The sequence below is a fragment of the Comamonas sp. HJ-2 genome, from assembly GCF_053615495.1.
In genome coordinates, this window is the sequence record NZ_JBSIFD010000047.1 from 1 (window position 1) to 18,588 (window position 18,588).

Sequence of the window (18,588 nt, forward strand, 5' to 3'; positions counted from 1 at the left end):
CAATCAGGTCGCGTGGGTAGGAGGCGGTGGAATCGTAAGTCATAGGGATACGGATGAAAGTGCCATCGACAAATCGTTCGTTGGCAAATCGCGGTCGAAGGTCAGGCCTGCTTCCACGTGGTCCAGGTGCAACTGCATCAGCTGCACCGCATGTTCGGCATCGCCCGCAGCCAGTGCGGTCACGATGTCAGCATGTTCTTCGTGCGAATGCTCGGCCGCCGATGCAGACTGGTACATCAGGGTGATCAATGCGCAGCGGGAAATCAGCTCGCCCAGCAACTGAGCCAGCACCTCGTTGCCCATGAGCTCGGCCATGCGCACATGGAAGTCGCCCAGCAGCTCGGTGCGCTGGCCCACGTCATTGGCTTCCATGGCCTTCTTCTCGGCAGCCACATGCTGCTTGAGGGCGCGAATCTTGGCAGCGCTGCTTTGCTTGACAAAGCTGCGCACCATCTCGGCTTCGAGCATGCGACGCACGGCAAAGACCTGGCGCGCCTCGTCCACCGAAGGCGTGGCCACAAAGGCGCCGCGGGCGGGCTCGAGCCGGATGAGACGGTTTTGCGAAAGCTGGAACAGGGCCTGGCGCACCAGGGTGCGGGAAACTCCAAAGTGGTCGGCCAGCTTTTGCTCGGCCAGCTTGGTGCCGGGCATCAGGCGATGCTCGACGATGGCCTTGGTCAGGCTTTCGACAATGAAACTGGTGGTGGAAGTTTCCATAAATCCATCATAGCGGTTGAAGACAAGTTTTGTATACAGTTTCTGTTCACCAAACATGGTGTTTGTATCGATGTTCAGGCGCAGAAAGCTGTGCGCAAGCGCGCAAACCCAATGGGAGCAAGGGCTTGCAACATTGGTATTGCAAAGATCAGCAGTGTTGTGACTGGGGGCCCTCTGTAAGGGAAAAAAGCCCGAATGCACAATGCGCAGCTATGCAAGCACAGAATACATCCTCGCGCGCGCAGGCCGCGGCAACGCCTGTTCCCCAGCAAGACCCGGCTGGCTTTCTGCGTCATCTGTATGACGTGGCAGTGCGCAATGCCCTGCCCATCGAGGGTCTGGCGCGTCATCTGCCCAAGCCGCCCAAGGGCCGCACGCTGGTGCTGGGCGCCGGCAAGGCCGGTGGCTCCATGGCGCAGGCGCTGGAAGCTCTGTGGCCGCAGGATGCGCCACTGTCGGGCCTGGTGGTGACGCGCTATGCACATATTCCCCCACGCCCCGAAGGGCTGGCCCAGCGCCTGGAGGTGGTGGAAGCCGCCCACCCCGTGCCGGACGCGGCCGGTCTGGCTGCGGCCGAGCGCATTCTGGCGCTGACCGAGGGCCTGACGGCCGACGATCTGGTGATCTGCCTCATTTCCGGCGGTGGCTCCTCCCTGCTGACGCTGCCCGCCGAAGGCATCGACCTGGCCGAGAAGCAGCGCATCAACAAGGCGCTGCTGGAGAGCGGCGCGGCGATTGGCGAGATGAACTGCGTGCGCAAGCATCTCTCGCGCATCAAGGGCGGCCGGCTGGCTGCGGCCTGCCATCCCGCCAAGGTGGTGACGCTGACCATCAGCGATGTGCCCGGCGACGATCCTTCGGTGATTGCCAGCGGACCCACGGTGCCGGACGCCTCGACCTGTGCCGACGCACTGGCCATCCTGAACCGCTACCAGATCGGTGTTCCCGAATCCGTGCGCGCTGCGCTGCAAGCCGGCGAGCTGGAGACGCCCAAGCCCGGCGATGTCCGCTTCGAAGGCCATGAGGTGCATCTGATTGCCACGCCCCAGCAGTCGCTGGAAGCGGCCGCGGCTGCCGCCCGCGTGGCCGGCATTGCCGTGCATGTGCTGTCCGACGAGATGGAGGGCGAGTCGCGCGAGGTGGGCAAGGTCCATGCGGCGCTGGCGCGTGCCGTGGCCAGGCATGACCAGCCTTTTGCCAGGCCCTGCGTGATTCTCTCGGGTGGCGAGACCACGGTGACCATCCGCCCGCGCCAACCCGGTGCAGCCAAGGGGCGCGGCGGGCGTGCCGGCGAGTTCTGCCTGGGTCTGGCCCAGGCCCTGCAGGGTCAGGAAAAGGTCTGGGCGCTGGCGGCGGACACCGATGGTATCGACGGTGTCGAGGACAACGCGGGAGCCCGTGTCTCGCCCTGCACGCTCAAGCGCGCGGCAGAGCTGAATCTGCGCATCAGCGATCACCTGGACCGCAACGATGCCTATGGCTATTTCTCGGCACTGGGCGATCTGGTGATCACCGGCCCCACGCACACCAATGTCAACGACTTCCGCGCCATCCTGGTGCTCTGATCCGCTGTATCGATAGCAGCTTGCGCCTGATCATCAAGGATTTCAGGCTCTATTAATACTGAAATTGCCTATCACAGGGTGGTAGCTGCTTTTTTTTCGATAGCGCCTGGCAGGGATTGATTCTTTTGCAGAATCAATATGCAATCACCCGCCGCGCGGCAGATCCTCCCACCAGGCATCGTCGAACTTGCCCTGCAAAAAGGCGATGAAGGACTGCACCTTCTGCGGCACCAGGCGCGGCGAGGGGTAGACGGCGTGGATTTCCTGCTCGGGCAGGCGGCAGGTCTTGAGCACTTCCACCACGCGACCATCCTTGAGCGAGTCCTGGGCCACGTAGCGCGGCAGGGCCGCAATGCCCATGTGCGAGCGGGCAGCGGCCAGCAGGGCCGAGAGATTGTTGGAGCGCAGCCGCCCGGTGACGGGAATCGACACCGGCTCGCCGCTGGCATTGCGCAGACGCCAGATATCGTTGCCCTGCACGCTGCTGTAGATCAGCGTGGAATGCTCCTTGAGGTCCGAGGGGCGGCGCGGCGTGCCGTGTTTGCGCAGATAGGTGTTGGAGGCCACCAGCACCCAGGGATTGACGCCCAGCATGCGTGCGCCCAGTGAAGAGTCGGCCAGCTTGCCCAGGCGCAGCGCCACATCGATGCCGTTGGCCACCAGATCGGTGTAACGGTCCTCGAAGCTCAGATCAACCTGCACCTGCGGGTTGTGCTTCATGAAATCCATGGCCAGCGGAATGAGTACACGGCGCCCGAAGGCTACCGAGCTGCCGATGCGCAACTGACCCTGAACCTGGGTCTGGCGTACCTTGACCACGTTCTCCGCCTCGGCCACGTCGCTGACGATGATCTTGCATTTTTCGTAGTACAGCGCACCGGCTTCGGTCAGGCTCACGCCGCGTGTGTTGCGGTTGAGCAGGCGCACCTTGAGGCGCGCCTCCATGGCCGCGACCTGCTTGGTCACAGTGGGCTGGGTGGTGGCGAATTCCTGTGCGACCTTGGTGAAACTGCCGGTCTCCACCACGCGCACAAACATGTGCATCGCGTCGAGTCTGTCCATGGATTTGTCTCCTATTTATTCTTGGGTGGAATAAATTTTATGGTCTGAGAGCGGCTTCCAGCAAGCAAAGGTCTTGACTAAAGTTCAACCAAGTTTTTAGGAGACCCTCATGGCCAAAATGAAAGCAATCGACGCCGCAGTCCTGGTGCTCGAAAAAGAAGGTGTAACCGTGACGTTTGGTGTGCCCGGTGCGGCCATCAACCCGCTGTACGCTGCAATGAAGAACCACGGCGGCATCGGTCACATTCTGGCCCGTCACGTCGAAGGCGCCAGCCACATGGCCGAAGGCTACACCCGTGCGGTGGCCGGCAATATCGGCGTCTGCATCGGCACTAGCGGCCCCGCCGGCACCGACATGATCACCGGTCTGTACTCGGCCAGCGCCGACTCCATTCCAATCCTGTGCATTACCGGTCAGGCACCTCGCTCGCGTCTGCACAAGGAAGACTTCCAGGCCGTGGACATCGCCTCCATCGCCAAGCCCGTGACCAAGTGGGCCACCACCGTGCTGGAACCCGCCCAGGTGCCCCGCGCCTTCCAGCAGGCTTTCCACCTGATGCGCTCCGGCCGCCCCGGCCCCGTGCTGATCGATCTGCCCATCGACGTGCAGCTGGCCGAGATCGAATTCGACATCGACACCTACGAGCCCCTGCCTGCCTACAAGCCAGCAGCTTCGCGCAAGCAGGCCGAGAAGGCCATCGAGATGCTCAACGAATCCGAGCGTCCCCTGCTGGTCTCCGGTGGCGGTGTGATCAACGCCGATGCTTCCGATCTGATGGTCGAGCTGGCCGAGATCCTGAACGTGCCCGTGATCCCCACCCTGATGGGCTGGGGCACCGTCCCTGACGATCACCCCCTGATGGTCGGCATGTGCGGTCTGCAGACCAGCCACCGCTACGGCAACGCCAACATGCTGGCTTCGGACTTCGTGTTCGGTATCGGCAACCGCTGGGCCAACCGCCACACCGGCTCGGTCGAGGTCTACACCAAGGGCCGCAAGTTCATCCACGTGGACATCGAGCCCACCCAGATCGGCCGCGTGTTCGCGCCTGACTACGGCATCGTCTCCGACGCCAAGGCGGCTCTGGAGCAATTCGTTGCCGTCGCCAAGGAGTGGAAGGCTGCCGGCAAGCTCAAGTGCCGCAAGGCCTGGGTGGCCGAGTGCCAGGGTCGCAAGAACAGCGTCGAGTACCTGCGCAAGACCAACTTCGACAACGTGCCGATGAAGCCCCAGCGCGTCTACCAGTGCATGAACCGCACCCTGGACCGCGACACCACCTATGTGTCCACCATCGGTCTGTCGCAGATCGCCGGTGCCCAGTTCCTGCACGTGTACAAGCCCCGCAACTGGATCAACTGCGGCCAGGCCGGTCCTCTGGGCTGGACCACTCCCGCCGCTCTGGGCGTGCGCGTGGCCGACCCCCAGCGCAAGATCGTGGCCCTGTCCGGCGACTACGATTTCCAGTTCATGATCGAAGAGCTGGCCGTGGGCGCGCAGTTCAAGCTGCCCTATGTTCACGTGCTGGTGAACAACAGCTATCTGGGTCTGATCCGTCAGGCACAGCGCGCTTTCTCGATCGACTATTGCGTGCAATTGGCGTTCGACAATATCAACATGGATGAGGGTGATGCGACCCGTGGCTACGGTGTTGACCATGTTAAGGTCGTTGAAGGCCTGGGTTGCAAGGCGATCCGCGTTCATCGCGCCGAAGACTTTGCCCCCGCCATGCAGCAGGCCGAAGCCTGGATGGCCGAGCACAAGACCCCTGTGGTGATCGAGTGCATCCTGGAGCGTGTGACCAACATCTCCATGGGCGCCGAAATCGACAACGTGGTCGAGTTCGAAGACCTGGCGACCGAAAAGGCCGACGCGCCCAGCGCACTGGCCCTGCTGGACTGATAGGAAAACTCCCCCTGAGCGGCTCCGCCGCTTCCCCCTCTCTCTGCGCGGGAGGGGGGCGACGCCTTCGCTGGGGGGGCGCGGCCGGCTTAGGCCCTTGCTTGGCGTCTAGCGCCTGCAACTATTAACGATTACCGGAGACTTTTATCATGCCCCGTTTTGCAGCCAACCTGAGCATGTTGTTCACCGAGGTGCCTTTCCTCGAGCGTTTTGAGCGTGCCGCAAACGCAGGCTTTGAAGCCGTGGAGTTTCTCTTCCCCTACGCCCATACCGTGGAAGAGATCAAGGAGCGCCTCGACGCCACCGGCCTGAAGATTGTTCTGCACAACCTGCCCGCCGGCGACTGGGACGCGGGCGAGCGCGGCATTGCCTGCGACCCCACGCGCGTGGACGAGTTCCGCGCCGGCGTGGCCAAGGCCGTGACCTATGCCCACGCCCTGGGTGTGCCCCAGCTCAACTGCCTGGCCGGCAAGGTTCCTGCCGGTGTTGACGCTGCCGTGGTGCGCCGCACTTTCGTGGAAAACCTGCGTTTTGCTGCCGCCGCCCTGAGCGCCGCCAACATCCGCCTGCTGATCGAGCCGATCAACCCCTTCGACATCCCTGGCTTCTACCTGAACCGCACGGATGAAGCCCTGTCCATCCTGGACGAAGTGGGTGCGCCCAACGCCTTTGTGCAGTACGACATCTACCACGCCCAGCGCGTGGAAGGCGAGCTGGCTGCCACCATGCAAAAGCAGCTGGGCCGCATCGGTCACATCCAGTTGGCCGACAACCCCGGTCGCAACGAACCCGGCACCGGCGAGATCAACTACCCCTTCCTGTTCGCTCACCTGGATCGCATCGGCTACGACGGCTGGATCGGTTGCGAATACAAGCCCGCCAACGGCACCGAGTCCGGCCTGGGCTGGCTGCAGAAGATCGGCGGCTGGAACAAGGTCGCAGTGGCTGCCTGAATGGATGAAAAGGCCTGTGGCGCCTGCTCGCAAAGCGCCATCGGCCATCGAATTTGAGTATCAAGAAAACTGAGGAGTACAACCATGAACGCATCGTCTCTCAAGCTGGGCTTTATCGGTCTGGGCATCATGGGCGCGCCCATGTGCGGCCACCTGATTGCGGCCGGCCACCAGCTGTTCGTCAACACCGTGGGCAAGGTGCCTGCCAACATCGCAGAAACCAGCGCCACCCAGTGCACCACTGCTCGCGGTGTGGCCGAGCGCGCCGACATCATCTTCATCATGGTGCCCGACACTCCCGACGTGGAGAAGGTGCTGTTCGGTGAAGACGGCGTGGCAGCCGGTCTGAAGGGCAGCTCCGGCAAGATCGTGGTCGACATGTCCTCCATCTCGCCCGTGGCCACCAAGGACTTCGCCAAGCGCATCGAAGCCGCTGGTGCCCAGTACCTGGACGCTCCCGTCTCCGGCGGCGAAGTCGGGGCCAAGAACGGCACCCTGTCCATCATGGTCGGCGGCCCCGATGCAGCCTTCGAGCGCGTCAAGCCCCTGTTCGACAAGATGGGCAAGAACATCACCCTGGTGGGCGGCAACGGCGACGGCCAGACCGCCAAGGTGGCCAACCAGATCATCGTGGCTCTGAACATCGAAGCCGTGGCCGAAGCCCTGCTGTTTGCATCGCGCGCCGGTGCCGATCCAGCACGTGTGCGTGAAGCCCTGCTGGGCGGTTTTGCCTCTTCCAAGATCCTGGAAGTGCATGCCGAACGCATGATCAAGCGCACCTTCGACCCTGGCTTCCGCATTGCCCTGCACCAGAAGGACCTGAACCTGGCCCTGTCCAGCGCTCGTCAGCTGGGCGTGTCCCTGCCCAACACCGCTCAGGCACAAGAGCTGTTCAACAGCTGCGTGGCCCACGGCGGCGCTGCCTGGGATCACTCGGGCATGGTGCGTGCCCTGGAAATCCAGGCCAACTTCGAAATCGGTCAGAAGGCTGAATAAAGAGAGGTGGGGAGGGCGGCCACTGGCCATGCGTACGGCCAGCAGCCGCCTCAAGTAAAAGCCGCGCTCGGGGGAGCGCGGCTTTTTTTATTCAGCGTCAGTACCCCATGGTTTTTCCGTCGGGGTTGCGCGGATCCGAAGCGCCGCGCAGCAGGCCGTCTCGGATCTCGATGGTCTGAGTGCGGCCCATGGATGCCTTCAGTGCCACCTTGTGGCCCCATTGCCTGAGCAGGGCCAGCGTATCGGGGCTGAAGCCTTTTTCAACGCGCAGCTCGTCAGGCGTCCACTGGTGATGAAAGCGCGGCGTGGCCGCAGCCTCGGCCGGGTTCATGCCGAAGTCGATGTGATTGACGATCTGCTGCAGCACCGTGGTGATGATGCGCGCTCCGCCCGGACTGCCGGTGACGAGGACCGGCTTGCCGTCCTTGAGTACCAGGGTCGGTGTCATGGATGACAGCGGCCGCTTGCCGGCCTGCACGGCATTCGCGTCGCCGCCCACCAGACCATAGGCATTGGCCACGCCGGGCTTGGCCGAGAAGTCGTCCATCTCGTTGTTGAGCAAAATCCCCGTGCCCCTGGCGACGATGCCGCTGCCGAAATTGGTGTTCAGCGTATAGGTCACGGCCACCGCGTTGCCGGCCTTGTCCACCACGGAGTAATGGGTGGTCTGGTCGCTTTCATAAGGCTGGGGCCTGCCGGGCCGGATGTCCTTGCCGGGCCTGGCCTGCTGGGGTTTTATGCTTGCGGCCAGCTCGCTCGCATAGCTCTTGGAGATCAGCCCCTTGAGCGGAATCTTCACGAAGTCCGGGTCGCCCAGATACTCGGAGCGGTCGGCATAGGCGAGCTTCATGGCCTCGGTCATGTAGTGCACGCTTTGTGCGCTGTCGGCACCCCATTGATTCATGGGCCAGCGCTCCATCATGTTCAGGATCTGAATCAGGTGCGCGCCGCCCGAAGAGGGCGGAGGCATGGTCACGATCTGGTAGCCGCGGTAGCTGCCGCGCACGGGCTCGCGCTCGGCCACCTTGTAGTCGCGCAGGTCCTGCAGGCTGAGGGCATTGGCGTGCGGCGCCATCTCCGCCACGATCTTCTGCGCGATCGCGCCCTCGTAGAAGGCCTTGGCACCTTGCTGGCTGATCAGGCGCAGGGACTGCGCCAGATCCTTTTGCACCAGCCTCTCGCCGCTTTGCAGCGGAGCGCCGTTCCTCCAGAAAACGGACTGGGTGGCGGGCCAGCGGCCCATATTCTTTTTTTCCTGCTCCAGGGTCTTGGCCAGGGTGACGCTGACAGGATAGCCCTTGTCCGCCAGCGCAATCGCGGGAGCCATGACCCTGGCCAGCGGCATGCTGCCCCAGCGCGAGAGCGCATGCGTCATGCCGGCCACGGTGCCGGGCACGCCTACGGCGTAATGGGTGTAGAGCGATTTGCCGTCGATGACCTTGCCGGCGGCATCCAGATACATATTGCGTGACGCGCCCCTGGGTGCCACTTCGCGGAAGTCCAGTGCAATGTCCTTGCCGCTCCTGGCGTCGTGCACCATCATGAAGCCGCCGCCGCCGATATTGCCGGCATTGGGCAAGGCCACGGCCAGCGCAAAACCCACGGCCACGGCGGCATCGACGGCATTGCCGCCCGCCTTGAGAATATCCACGCCGATCTGCGTGGCCAGCTCCTGCTCCGAGGCCACCATGCCGTTCTTGGCGATGACGGGGTGAAAGACATCCAGCTCGAAGTCATAGGCAGCAGCGGCTGCCTGGGCGGCGGCGGTCTGGGTGACGGCAGGCGCTGCAGCCTGAGCAGTGGCATCGTTACGGATGGCCGCGCGTTCGTTGCGGGCGGGCTCTGGCGTGGCCGTGCTGCTGCAGGCGCTCAGGCCGGCCAGAGCGATGAGCAGGCTGGCTGCCAGGGCGGTGGTGCGCAATTGCATGCGTTGTCTCCTGTTCGCTTGATGAATCGGGCCAGTGTATAGAGGCTGAAAAGAAGCCAACCGGGCAGAGCTGGCTATGTGCCTGAAAGTCAAGGCAGAAAAGCCTTTGATGGAGTACAGAAACTGTATACACTTTAACGATCAAAGCGCTGCGCTCATGCGCGAGCAGACTTTGTGATGGCATAGATGTTTCAGGGCTTACGCAAACAGGAATGCAACAACGGTCTGCCTGAACCCGTTTTGCGTAAGTCGTGTGTTTGATACAACCAAGGGCAGTGGCAAACTGCCTGTGAGGAGATTTCCATGGGCCTGAGTACCCACGTTCTCGACACCATGAATGGCTGCCCCGCCGCAGGCATGGCTGTCGAACTGTTTTCCACTGAAGGCGACAAGGCCACGCTGATCAAGAGCCTGGTGCTCAATCATGACGGCCGCACCGATGCGCCGCTGTTCGACAACAACACGCTCAAGGTCGGCACCTACCGCCTGACCTTTGACGTTGCGGCCTACTTCAAGGCCCGTGGCGTGCAACTGCCCGAGCCCAGCTTTCTGAACAAGGTGAGCCTGGACTTCGGCGTGGCCAATGTGGAGCAGCACTACCACGTGCCTTTGCTGGTCAGCCCCTGGAGCTACTCCACTTATCGCGGCTCCTGAGCGGGACGTGAGTCTCTCGAAGCGGGAGACATGGCAAAAACAAGAGCGGCTTGCGCACGTCATTTCTTGGTTTCAGCATTAAAAGGCATTGAAACCAAGATATGACAGGCGCAAGCCGCTCTTGTTTTTAAGGACTTATTTGCCCTTGGAATAAGCCATGGCCACGACCAGGGCGCTCACGAAATAAAAGGCCTGCAGCTCCAGCGCCCAGCCGCCAGTGCTGTTGAGCATCAGAATCTGCCGGGTGTGCATCAGCGCAAATGCCACCACCATATTCACCGCAATCACCAGTGCGGCGGGTACCACCCACAGGCCCACCAGCAACAGCAAGGGCGCGACCACTTCGCCCAGATAGACCGCATAGGCCAGAAATCCCGGTGCACCCAGACTCTCGATCTTCGCCTCTATGCTGCCTATGCCATAACGAATCTTGGCCCAGCCGTGCAGCAGCATGAGCAGGGCCAGGGTGACACGCAGCACAACCAGAGCTGCTTTGGGGTGGTGAAAGTAATTCCAGAACTTCATGAATTTCCAGTCGTCCGCGCGATGCTTATATCAACAATGCTAGCGCCTGTTTCAGACAATTCGTCTGATTGCCTATGGATGAGGCCAAGTGTTGTCTTGTGTTCATGTTGTAGGTCTTTTTCGACAACTGCTCTTGCCTTCTGTAGGCCAATGGCGCAAGCTGTAACCGCTGAGTTTTATCGGCAACGCTGCGCACTAGCATCGTGCCAACCCTGTTTCTGACAGCTTTGCATCGGGGGGATGTGCAAAAGCGACTCAATGTCGGACTGCAGGACCTTCTACCTCTGAAATGTGTCTACACATTCATCCCATGAAAGGATATAGGTATGCGTCAAATTTCTCTGCGTTCTGTTGCGATGGCTGCTGCACTGGCTGCCGGTGCCTTGACCATGACGGCCTGCACCACGACCAAGCCTGACACGGCATCGGCTCCCCGTGCCGATTCCACAACGGTCAATACCCGTGCCAATGCAGCTCTGGAGCGCCTGTACCAGACCGCACCAGGATCCAAGGAAATGGTGCAACGCGCCAAGGGTGTGCTGATCTTCCCGTCGGTGATTGGCGGCAGCTTTGTGGTCGGGGTGGAGCATGGCCGCGGCGTGCTGCGCGTGGGCGGTCACAACCGTGGCTTCTACAGCACGACAGCGGCCTCTATCGGATGGCAAGCTGGTGGTCAGTCCAAGGCTGTGATCTATGTGTTCAACACACAGGAAGCGCTGGACAAGTTCCTCAAGAGCGACGGCTGGTCCGTGGGGGCTGATGCCACCGTGGCAGCAGGCAAGATCGGTGCCAATGGCAGCGTGGACACCACGACTGCCCAGGCTCCGGTCACCAGCTATGTGCTGACCAACGCGGGCCTGGAGGCCGGCGTATCGCTGCAGGGCACGAAGATCACCAAAGTGGTCGAATAAGCCTCGCCTGGCTTGTTGCAACAAAAAAACCGGCCTTGGCCGGTTTTTTATTGTCCGATGCGGCTCGCTGCATCGCTGTGAGCTTTTACTCGCCCAGCTGACCTTCGGTCAAGGTGTCGAGCTGGAAGCGTCCCGACTTGTCCCACAGCCAGGTGTCGGTATAGGTCACGCTGCGACCCGGGGCTGGGAAGGGGGCTGCGGAGCGCACGGCTCGCTCGATCTCGGCCACCACTTCGGGGGCATGACCTGGCTTGCGCATCCAATGCAGGTTTTTCACGCGGCCCTGGCCGTCGAGCTGAACCTGCAGCACGCCGATCGCATACAGCATAGGCGGCAGCATGCCCTGGTAGATGCGGCCGGAGTTGCGTTCATACAGATGCTGGGCAGCCTGCTTGCGATAGCCGGGGCTGGCCTTGTCGGCAGGCGTTGTGCCGATGGATGGGCTTTGAGGTGCGATCTGACAGGCGGTCAGCACCGCTGCAACGGCAGCCATCATCCCGGTCCGCAGCCAGTTCAGGGGGCGGCGGGCTGTTGTGGCGCGGGTGGGGTCGTGGGTTTCAGACATGACGCCAAGCGTAGCCGCAAATGGATGGAGGCAGCGGCCCGGGGGCACAATTCTGACACCTCCTCGTGAAAAATCTGCAACGACTCGTCAAATCCGGTCCGGATATGCATCCGATTAATGTGCTCATACGCTTGTCTGTCTATTGTGACTCGCAAAATGCATGAACATCGGTCATCAAAGCAATCGGCGTTCAGTCATGTGGAGCGAAACACAGCAAGGAATCTTGAACCGTCTGGCGCAGCAGCCGCTGTGCTGGGTGCAGGTACAGGCCACTCGTGGCTCCGTGCCCCGCGAGGAGGGGGCCTGGATGGCGGTGTTCGCCGATGAGGTGATGGGGACGATCGGCGGCGGTCATCTGGAATGGCAGGCCATTGCCCAGGCGCGCCAGCTGCTGGCGCAGTGGGACGCAGACCCCGCAGCCTTGCGCGAGCATGTCCAGCGGTATGCGCTTGGCCCCAGTCTGGGGCAATGTTGCGGCGGTGCGCTGGAGCTGCACTTTGCATGGTTTGACGCCCGCGATGCTCAACGTCTGCGGGCCTTGATGCCCGAACCGTCGCAATGTGTGGCCTTGTTCGGCGCGGGCCATGTGGGGCATGCGCTGGTGCGCATTTTGCGCAGCTTGCCGTACCGCGTGATCTGGGTGGACAGCCGTGATGCAGTCTTTCCCGTGGAGGAGCAGATAGGGGTGCAGTGCGAGCATTCCGATCCGGTGCAGGCCGCGGTGGCAGAGTTGCCGCCGCAGTCGCAGGTGCTCATCATGAGCTTCAGCCATGCCGAAGACCTGGAGGTGGTGGCGCAATGCCTGCTGCGCCAGCGCGAGCGAGGAGATCTGCCTTTTGTGGGGTTGATTGGCAGCAAGACCAAATGGGCCAGTTTCAGCAGCCGCTTGCGCAGGCGAGGGTTCAGCGATGCAGAGTTGGCTCACATCACCTGCCCGATCGGCGTGCCTGGCATTACCGGCAAGGAGCCCGAGGTGATCGCTGTGGCGGTGGCGGCACAGCTTCTGCAGCGCTTGTCTGCGAGCTGATGGTGCAATGAATGCACCTGATCTGGTGCGTGTGGCCGCAAACATGCTGTTACCTGCCCTAAAAATCAGGCCCGATCCTTGCGTATCGCTCTTGTATTAGGGAAATCTCTAGGGTGGTTTATCCCTGATTTGAGAGTTGCGGCAGCAAAAATTGCATACACTTTCGGTCGACAGAATGGTCGCAGCGGTGCCCCGTGTGTAACGTCCGGGAGCGCGGCCTTTTCTTCTGCTCAGAGCGCCCGCAGTGGTGAGCAGGTTGTTCGGCAGCCCCACGCTGCCAAGGTTGAGAGCTATGGAAAGCTACATTCTCGACTGGGCCGGCCTGCTGTTGCGGTGGCTCCACGTCATTACCGCGATCGCCTGGGTCGGTTCCTCCTTCTACTTTGTGTTCCTGGACAGCAGCTTGACGCCGCCCGTGGATGACGACCTGAAGAAGCAGGGCGTTAACGGCGAACTCTGGGCTGTGCACGGTGGCGGTTTCTACCACCCCGTCAAGTTCAATGTGTCTCCTCCCAAGATGCCGGATCACCTGCACTGGTTCTACTGGGAAAGCTATACCACGTGGTTGTCCGGTTTTGCCCTGCTGACGGTCTCCTACCTCTGGAACGCCAACATCTATCTGGTCACTCCCGGCGACCCCAATGCCATGAGCACCGGCGCTGCCGTGGCTTCGGCTCTGGGCTTCCTGGTGGTCTTCTGGCTGCTGTATGACTTCATCTGCCGCACTTTCGGCCAGAAGAAGAATGGCGACGCCACCGTCGGTGCCATGGTTCTGGTGCTGGTGTGTATCGCAGCCTACCTGGCCTGCCACATCTTCCCCGGCCAGGCAGCCTTCCTGCTGATGGGCGCGATGATCGCGACGTCCATGAGCGCCAACGTGTTCTTCTGGATCATCCCTGGCCAGCGCAAGGTGGTGGCTTCGCTCAAGGCTGGTGAGCCTGTGGACCCACGTCACGGCCAACGTGCCAAGCAGCGCAGCGTGCACAACACCTATTTCACGCTGCCCGTGCTGTTCGCCATGCTGTCCAATCACTATGGCTGGTTGTACAGCCACAAGCTGAACTGGCTGGTGCTGATCGGCATGATGTTTGCCGGTGCTGCCATTCGCCAGTTCTTCGTGATGCGCCACGGCTACAAGCTGGGTCGCAACAGCCACCCATGGCCTTACGCTGCTGTCGGCGTAGCTGCTCTGCTGGCTGTGTTTGTCTGGCTCAAGCCTGCTCCTGTGGCTGCAACTGCTCCGGTAGCGGCTGCTCCAGCGGCACCCGCAGCTGGGCAGGCTGCAACTCCCGCGGCCCCTGCAACTGAAGTCGCAACTCCTGCAGCCGAAGCCGCGTCACCTGCTGCTGCTCCCGCAGCCGCTGGCGGAGAAGGCTTTGCCAAGGTCAATGCGATCTTCCAGCAGCACTGCGTGGTGTGCCACGGCACGGCCATCCAGCAAAAGGCTGTCCGTCTGGACTCCCCCGAAGCGGTGAAATCGCACGCCCAGCAGATCTACCAACAGGTGGTGCAGCTGAAGAAGATGCCTTTTGGCAACCCTGCGGCTCTGTCGGATGACGAACGCAACCTGATCAAGACCTGGTACGAGTCCGGCGCTGCCGTGAACTGACCATCAGCTGTTCGGGGCAATTGAAGTCGTAGGCAGCGATCTGGTATCCATGCGGCTTTCTGTGGAGCTAGGTTGCGTCAGCAAAGCCTAGACTCCTTCTCCTCGTAAAAAAGCGCTCCTTGTGAGCGCTTTTTTTATTGAGATTCAACACTCAAGCTTCGGCGATGCGGTGTTGAACAAGACGACTGCAGCAAATGAAAGTGTGAAGTCTGCCTTGGCCTGAGGACTCAACTGATCCCTGCTAAACGGCTTTCAAGCGTGATCGATAACATGCCGGCGTTTCACCGAAGGTCCGGCGAAACAGGCTGATGTAAGCGCTGATACTGGCATAGCCGAGATCCAGTGCAATGGCTGTAATGCTTATGCCTTCGGCAAGCATCTCAAGTGATCGCAATAGGCGTACGCGCTGGCGCCAGGCAGTGAAATTAAAGCCTGTCTCGCTGACAAACCTGCGACTGAGAGTGCGCGAGCTGATGGCTCCGAAACTTGCCCAGTCATCGATGTTGCGCTCGTCGGCCGGATTGGCTATCAACGCTTTGGCGATACGCTGCAGACGAGCATCTGCTGGTATGGGCAGGCCAAACTCCTCAACCGGCAGGCTTCTGATCTCGTCCAGAACCACAGCGCATATATGTGACTGTGCTTGACTCGATTGATCGGAGGCTTGCGGCATGGAGCTGGCAATACGCAGCACCGCTTCGCGCAGCAGGCCCGATACCCTGATGATGCAGGGCTGTGCCGGCAAATTGGCGCATGCGGCTTCTGCCACATAGGCGCTCCAGCCATGGTAGGGGCCGAAGGAGCGCCCCGCGTGAGCATGATGGGGAGGAAGCCAAACGGCATGTATGGCCGGCACCACCCAGAGACCGCCATCGACCTGCACCGAGATCAAGCCTTTGATTGAACCAAACAATTGACCGCGTGCATGCTGATGCATCTCGGAAGAGAGTTCACTCTCCAGCATTCGAGTGGCCGCTACAACACTGGGCCCGTCAGGGGAGTCCATATAGGAGCCCAACAGATGCATGAGATTAGGCATGGCGGATTTGAGTTATCTAATGGCCGATAAATTCTACAGCCGCCATATCGCCTGGGCCTACGCTTGCAACTTTCCTCAAACACAGGAGTTTCACGTGCCTTCATCAAAAGACTCGGCGGATCAAGGATTGCACAAGAGCAGTCGGTCAGATGCGGTTGATCTGAATCGGCTGTACGCGCGCCCAACGGAGCGAATTCAAAAAGCGGTTCTCGATCATTTGATGGATTTCCACAAGGCGTATTTGGCAAAAGCGACGTTTTTCTGTCTTGCCACGGGAGATGGGAATAGCTTGGATGCATCGCCACGCGGAGGTCCTCCCGGTTTCGTACGGGTACTGGATGCACGCACCTTGGTTTTTGCGGACTGGCCCGGCAACAATCGCATTGCCTCCTTGCGCAATCTTCAGGATGACGACCGGTTGGCGATGCTGTTTCTCTTCCCTGGTCTGGAAACCTTTTTGCGAATCAATGGACGCGGTCGAGTTTCTTCCGATGGTGACCTGATGCAAGAGTTGCGAGAAGGGATCAAGGTGCCAAAAACTGCAACAGTGATTCGGATCGATGAAGTGTTGTTCCACTGTGGACGAGCCATCAATCGCGCCCGGTTGTGGCGCGACGAGAGTCATCTGGACCCCAATCATCTGCCTACAGTCGGAGACGTGATGGCTGGCCTGGCCCAATTGCAGGGTGATGCTCAATTCACATCAGAGCAGATCGTTCACGCAAATGAGCGCTACTCAAGTGCCGTAAGAACCGAGCTTTACTGAGCGCTCACAGCTTCGCTCTATTTCTGCCCATCTCTGCCGCATGCCCTGCGGTTTCGCAGGACTCGAATTACTTGTTGATGCGAGCGCCGATCTTGGGGTCTGGCCTGCTTTCGAGTAGTCCCAGGGCTCCTGCTATCAAGGCTTGAGTTCCCTCAATCAGTTCTGCCTCCATCTCTGCCTCTTGCAGTTGCCCGTCCGCTTCGTCAAGCGGCTCCAGGCGGGCTGCGGCATACACCGTGTCGGCCGCAGAGATGCAAAAGAAGGTCACGGTGGAGAGCAGCCAGCGTGATTGTTCCTTGGTGATGCCGTAGGCCTGTGCAATATGGGCCTGATGGGCGCTGATCTTCTCCAGCATGGCCGGTGTGGCCGCCAGGCGGCGAATCACGAAGGGAGTGACGCCGGGGTGCGCTTTTACGAACTGTCGTGTGGACGCAGTGAACCCCATGAGGTATTCCTCCAGCCCGATCTGCTGAGGGCTTGTTGCCTGCGGCAACTCCCAGCGCTTGAAGATTTCCTCTGCAATCAGGTGTTTGAGTGCTTCCAGGCTTGGCACATGCTTGTAGAGCGCCATGTGGCTGACGCCCAGTGCTGCGGCAACGCCGACGAACGTAATGTCAGGAAGGCCGATGGCAATTCCGGCGTCTGCAATTTTCTCTCTGGTGATGGAGCGTGGTCTCCCACGAGTCGAGGGCTTGGGTGTGTGGGGCATACGCTGGTTCTCAGTCTCTGGGCGAGATTGTCGGTGATTCACATCACTTGTCGTAGACCTATTGCTTGAATCGTTTTGAATTAGTTTATTATCATGCAACTAATTCTCGTAAAGCTTCTCGTTCGCATCCTTGTGAGAGATAGCCTTCTTCCATATCGAATGTCTACCTCTGAATCGCTTGCAGTTGCTGCCAGACCCGCGCAGCCGATCGCCCGGATATTCGCGCCTGTTCGCGGGCGCTTGATGCTTGCTGGTCTGAGCGCTGCGGTTGGCACCATGTTCACGCTGGTGCCACTGGCGGTCATCGCGCATATCGTCAGGCAAGCCTTGCTCGATGACTTGGATGGCATATGGGGCAGCATCGCTGTCGGAGTGCTGTGCATGTTCGTGGGCATGGGTTTGGTGATCGTCGCCGAGCTGATCGCGCACCTGGCAGACAACCGCCTCACTTACGATCTGCGCCTTGCTGTAATCAAGCGGCTGTCGCAAGTGCCTTTGGGCTGGTTTACTGCCCGCGCCTCAGGAGAGGTCAAGCAGGCGCTGCAGGACGATGTCGCGACGCTGCACAGTCTGACTGCGCATTTCTATACCGCCGTGGGGCGTGCGGCCGGGGCGATCGTGATTGCAGTGATGTATCTGTTTGTGCTGGATTGGCGCATGGCGATCTTTGCGCTGCTGCCATTTCCTGGATTCTTCGTTTTTCTCAAGCGCGCAATGAAAGCCAGCAATGCGCACATGCAGGAGTTCGTTGCGCGACTGGGGCGGATCAACAGCGCTACGGTGGAGTTTGCGGGGGGGATTCCGGTCATCAAGGCCTTTGGTGGAGCGAGCCCGGTCCACGCAGGTTACAGAGATGCCGTGGATGGATTTGCCAGTGCCTTTACGGATTTCACTCGCCCGCTGGTGATCTCCATGGCGCGTGCGCATGCATTGATTGCGCCTGTGACCGTCCTCGGTGTGGTGCTGGCTTCTGGCGCTGCGTCTGTTGCCATGGGCTGGATGCAGCCTCTTGATGTATTGCCGTTCGCACTCGTCGCGCCCGGTATTTGTGCGCCGCTTTTGCTTTTGCATACCTTGCTGCATGACCTGCAGGGTGCAACCGGTGCGGCCCAGCGCGTGCTGGCATTGCTGGACACTCCGGTGCTGCCGCAACCGACGCCGGGGCAGCCATCGCATCCTGAAGGCAATGCCGTGCGTTTCGAGCAGGTGGGTTATGCGTATGCGGCAGAGCATCAGGTGCTGTCCGGCATCAGCTTTGACATGCAGCCCGGCACCGTCACGGCCGTGGTCGGCCCTTCGGGTTCCGGAAAATCCACGCTGGCACGTTTGCTGTTGCGGTTTTTCGATCCCGCACAAGGGCGCATCACTCTGGGTGGAGTCGATTTGCGGCAGATCACCAGCACAACCCTGTATCAACGCATTGGCTTTGTGCTGCAGGAAGTGCAGCTGATTCACGCCAGTGTGCGCGAGAACATTGCGCTGGCCCGTCCATCGGCCACTATTGAGGAAATCGAGGCCGCAGCCCGCGCAGCCCACATCCACGATCGCATTCTGGCGTTGCCGCGTGGCTACGACTCCGTGGTGGGCGAGTGTTGATTTCCACCCAGAAGTGACCCACTAGCCCCCGGTTTTTCCATCTCAATCTGACCCACGCATTAACCCT

The 18,588-nt window shown here is 60.8% G+C and carries 16 protein-coding genes and 1 pseudogene; 10 read left to right on the forward strand and 7 right to left on the reverse strand.

All coding sequences use genetic code 11. The features are described 5' to 3' along the window. Nucleotides 1–39 precede the first annotated feature (39 nt). Entirely contained in the window at nt 40–717 is a 678-nt protein-coding gene (locus ACWGXF_RS23635) for a GntR family transcriptional regulator (protein ID WP_019043607.1), read from the reverse strand. Nucleotides 718–929: 212 nt separating this feature from the next. On the opposite strand from ACWGXF_RS23635, the gene ACWGXF_RS23640 reads away from it, so the two are divergent. Then, nucleotides 930–2,282 carry a glycerate kinase type-2 family protein gene (locus ACWGXF_RS23640; protein WP_256631155.1) on the forward strand — a complete coding sequence of 451 codons (1,353 nt, stop codon included), beginning with the start codon at nt 930–932 and terminating at the stop codon, nt 2,280–2,282. Between the two features lie 144 nt (nt 2,283–2,426). On the opposite strand, the gene ACWGXF_RS23645 is transcribed toward ACWGXF_RS23640, so the two are convergent. Further along, on the reverse strand, nt 2,427–3,344 hold the full coding sequence (locus tag ACWGXF_RS23645) for a LysR family transcriptional regulator (protein ID WP_003052436.1): 918 nt from the start codon (nt 3,342–3,344) through the stop codon (nt 2,427–2,429). A 109-nt stretch (nt 3,345–3,453) separates the two neighbouring features. Between ACWGXF_RS23645 and gcl the strand changes: the two genes are divergently transcribed. From gcl to glxR, 3 genes are all read left to right on the forward strand, one after another. Then, nucleotides 3,454–5,244 carry a glyoxylate carboligase gene (gene gcl, locus ACWGXF_RS23650; protein ID WP_012839516.1) on the forward strand — a complete coding sequence of 597 codons (1,791 nt, stop codon included), beginning with the start codon at nt 3,454–3,456 and terminating at the stop codon, nt 5,242–5,244. A 149-nt stretch (nt 5,245–5,393) separates the two neighbouring features. Beyond that, a complete protein-coding gene (gene hyi / locus ACWGXF_RS23655) occupies nt 5,394–6,197 on the forward strand; it encodes a hydroxypyruvate isomerase (protein WP_039048398.1) in 804 nt (267 codons plus the stop codon). A gap of 84 nt (nt 6,198–6,281) precedes the next feature. Further along, the gene (glxR, locus tag ACWGXF_RS23660) at nt 6,282–7,193 is read left to right on the forward strand and encodes a 2-hydroxy-3-oxopropionate reductase (protein ID WP_003063991.1); all 912 of its coding nucleotides are present in this window, start codon (nt 6,282–6,284) and stop codon (nt 7,191–7,193) included. Nucleotides 7,194–7,290: 97 nt separating this feature from the next. On the opposite strand, the gene ggt is transcribed toward glxR, so the two are convergent. Then, nucleotides 7,291–9,120, reverse strand: a complete 1,830-nt coding sequence (gene ggt, locus ACWGXF_RS23665) for a gamma-glutamyltransferase (RefSeq protein WP_256631153.1) — start codon at nt 9,118–9,120, stop codon at nt 7,291–7,293. A gap of 303 nt (nt 9,121–9,423) precedes the next feature. Between ggt and uraH the strand changes: the two genes are divergently transcribed. Further along, nucleotides 9,424–9,774, forward strand: a complete 351-nt coding sequence (gene uraH / locus ACWGXF_RS23670; protein ID WP_003070903.1) for a hydroxyisourate hydrolase — start codon at nt 9,424–9,426, stop codon at nt 9,772–9,774. Nucleotides 9,775–9,909: 135 nt separating this feature from the next. On the opposite strand, the gene ACWGXF_RS23675 is transcribed toward uraH, so the two are convergent. After that, nucleotides 9,910–10,299, reverse strand: a complete 390-nt coding sequence (locus ACWGXF_RS23675; RefSeq protein ID WP_003073280.1) for a DoxX family protein — start codon at nt 10,297–10,299, stop codon at nt 9,910–9,912. 326 nt (nt 10,300–10,625) lie between these two features. Between ACWGXF_RS23675 and ACWGXF_RS23680 the strand changes: the two genes are divergently transcribed. Continuing rightward, nucleotides 10,626–11,210, forward strand: coding sequence for a BPSL1445 family SYLF domain-containing lipoprotein (locus ACWGXF_RS23680; RefSeq protein WP_039048395.1), 585 nt, complete (start codon nt 10,626–10,628; stop codon nt 11,208–11,210). 85 nt (nt 11,211–11,295) lie between these two features. On the opposite strand, the gene ACWGXF_RS23685 is transcribed toward ACWGXF_RS23680, so the two are convergent. Further along, nucleotides 11,296–11,706, reverse strand: coding sequence for an energy transducer TonB (locus tag ACWGXF_RS23685; protein WP_012839511.1), 411 nt, complete (start codon nt 11,704–11,706; stop codon nt 11,296–11,298). Nucleotides 11,707–11,971: 265 nt separating this feature from the next. On the opposite strand from ACWGXF_RS23685, the gene xdhC reads away from it, so the two are divergent. After that, nucleotides 11,972–12,802 carry a xanthine dehydrogenase accessory protein XdhC gene (gene xdhC, locus ACWGXF_RS23690; RefSeq protein WP_256631152.1) on the forward strand — a complete coding sequence of 277 codons (831 nt, stop codon included), beginning with the start codon at nt 11,972–11,974 and terminating at the stop codon, nt 12,800–12,802. Between the two features lie 292 nt (nt 12,803–13,094). Further along, nucleotides 13,095–14,411, forward strand: a complete 1,317-nt coding sequence (locus tag ACWGXF_RS23695; RefSeq protein WP_202788822.1) for a urate hydroxylase PuuD — start codon at nt 13,095–13,097, stop codon at nt 14,409–14,411. A 241-nt stretch (nt 14,412–14,652) separates the two neighbouring features. On the opposite strand, the gene ACWGXF_RS23700 is transcribed toward ACWGXF_RS23695, so the two are convergent. Continuing rightward, entirely contained in the window at nt 14,653–15,450 is a 798-nt protein-coding gene (locus tag ACWGXF_RS23700) for an AraC family transcriptional regulator (RefSeq protein WP_054074589.1), read from the reverse strand. On the opposite strand from ACWGXF_RS23700, the gene ACWGXF_RS23705 reads away from it, so the two are divergent. Continuing rightward, nucleotides 15,449–16,216: an MSMEG_1061 family FMN-dependent PPOX-type flavoprotein gene (locus ACWGXF_RS23705; RefSeq protein WP_452102554.1), complete on the forward strand. Its 768-nt coding sequence runs from the start codon at nt 15,449–15,451 to the stop codon at nt 16,214–16,216. The two genes, ACWGXF_RS23700 and ACWGXF_RS23705, sit on opposite strands and share 2 nt — an antisense overlap. Nucleotides 16,217–16,283: 67 nt before the next feature. On the opposite strand, the gene ACWGXF_RS23710 is transcribed toward ACWGXF_RS23705, so the two are convergent. After that, nucleotides 16,284–16,925, reverse strand: coding sequence for a TetR/AcrR family transcriptional regulator (locus tag ACWGXF_RS23710; RefSeq protein ID WP_054074590.1), 642 nt, complete (start codon nt 16,923–16,925; stop codon nt 16,284–16,286). Between the two features lie 243 nt (nt 16,926–17,168). On the opposite strand from ACWGXF_RS23710, the pseudogene ACWGXF_RS23715 reads away from it, so the two are divergent. Beyond that, a pseudogene (locus ACWGXF_RS23715) lies at nt 17,169–18,515 on the forward strand (ABC transporter ATP-binding protein); the annotation flags it as partial. Between the last annotated feature and the right edge of the window lie 73 nt (nt 18,516–18,588).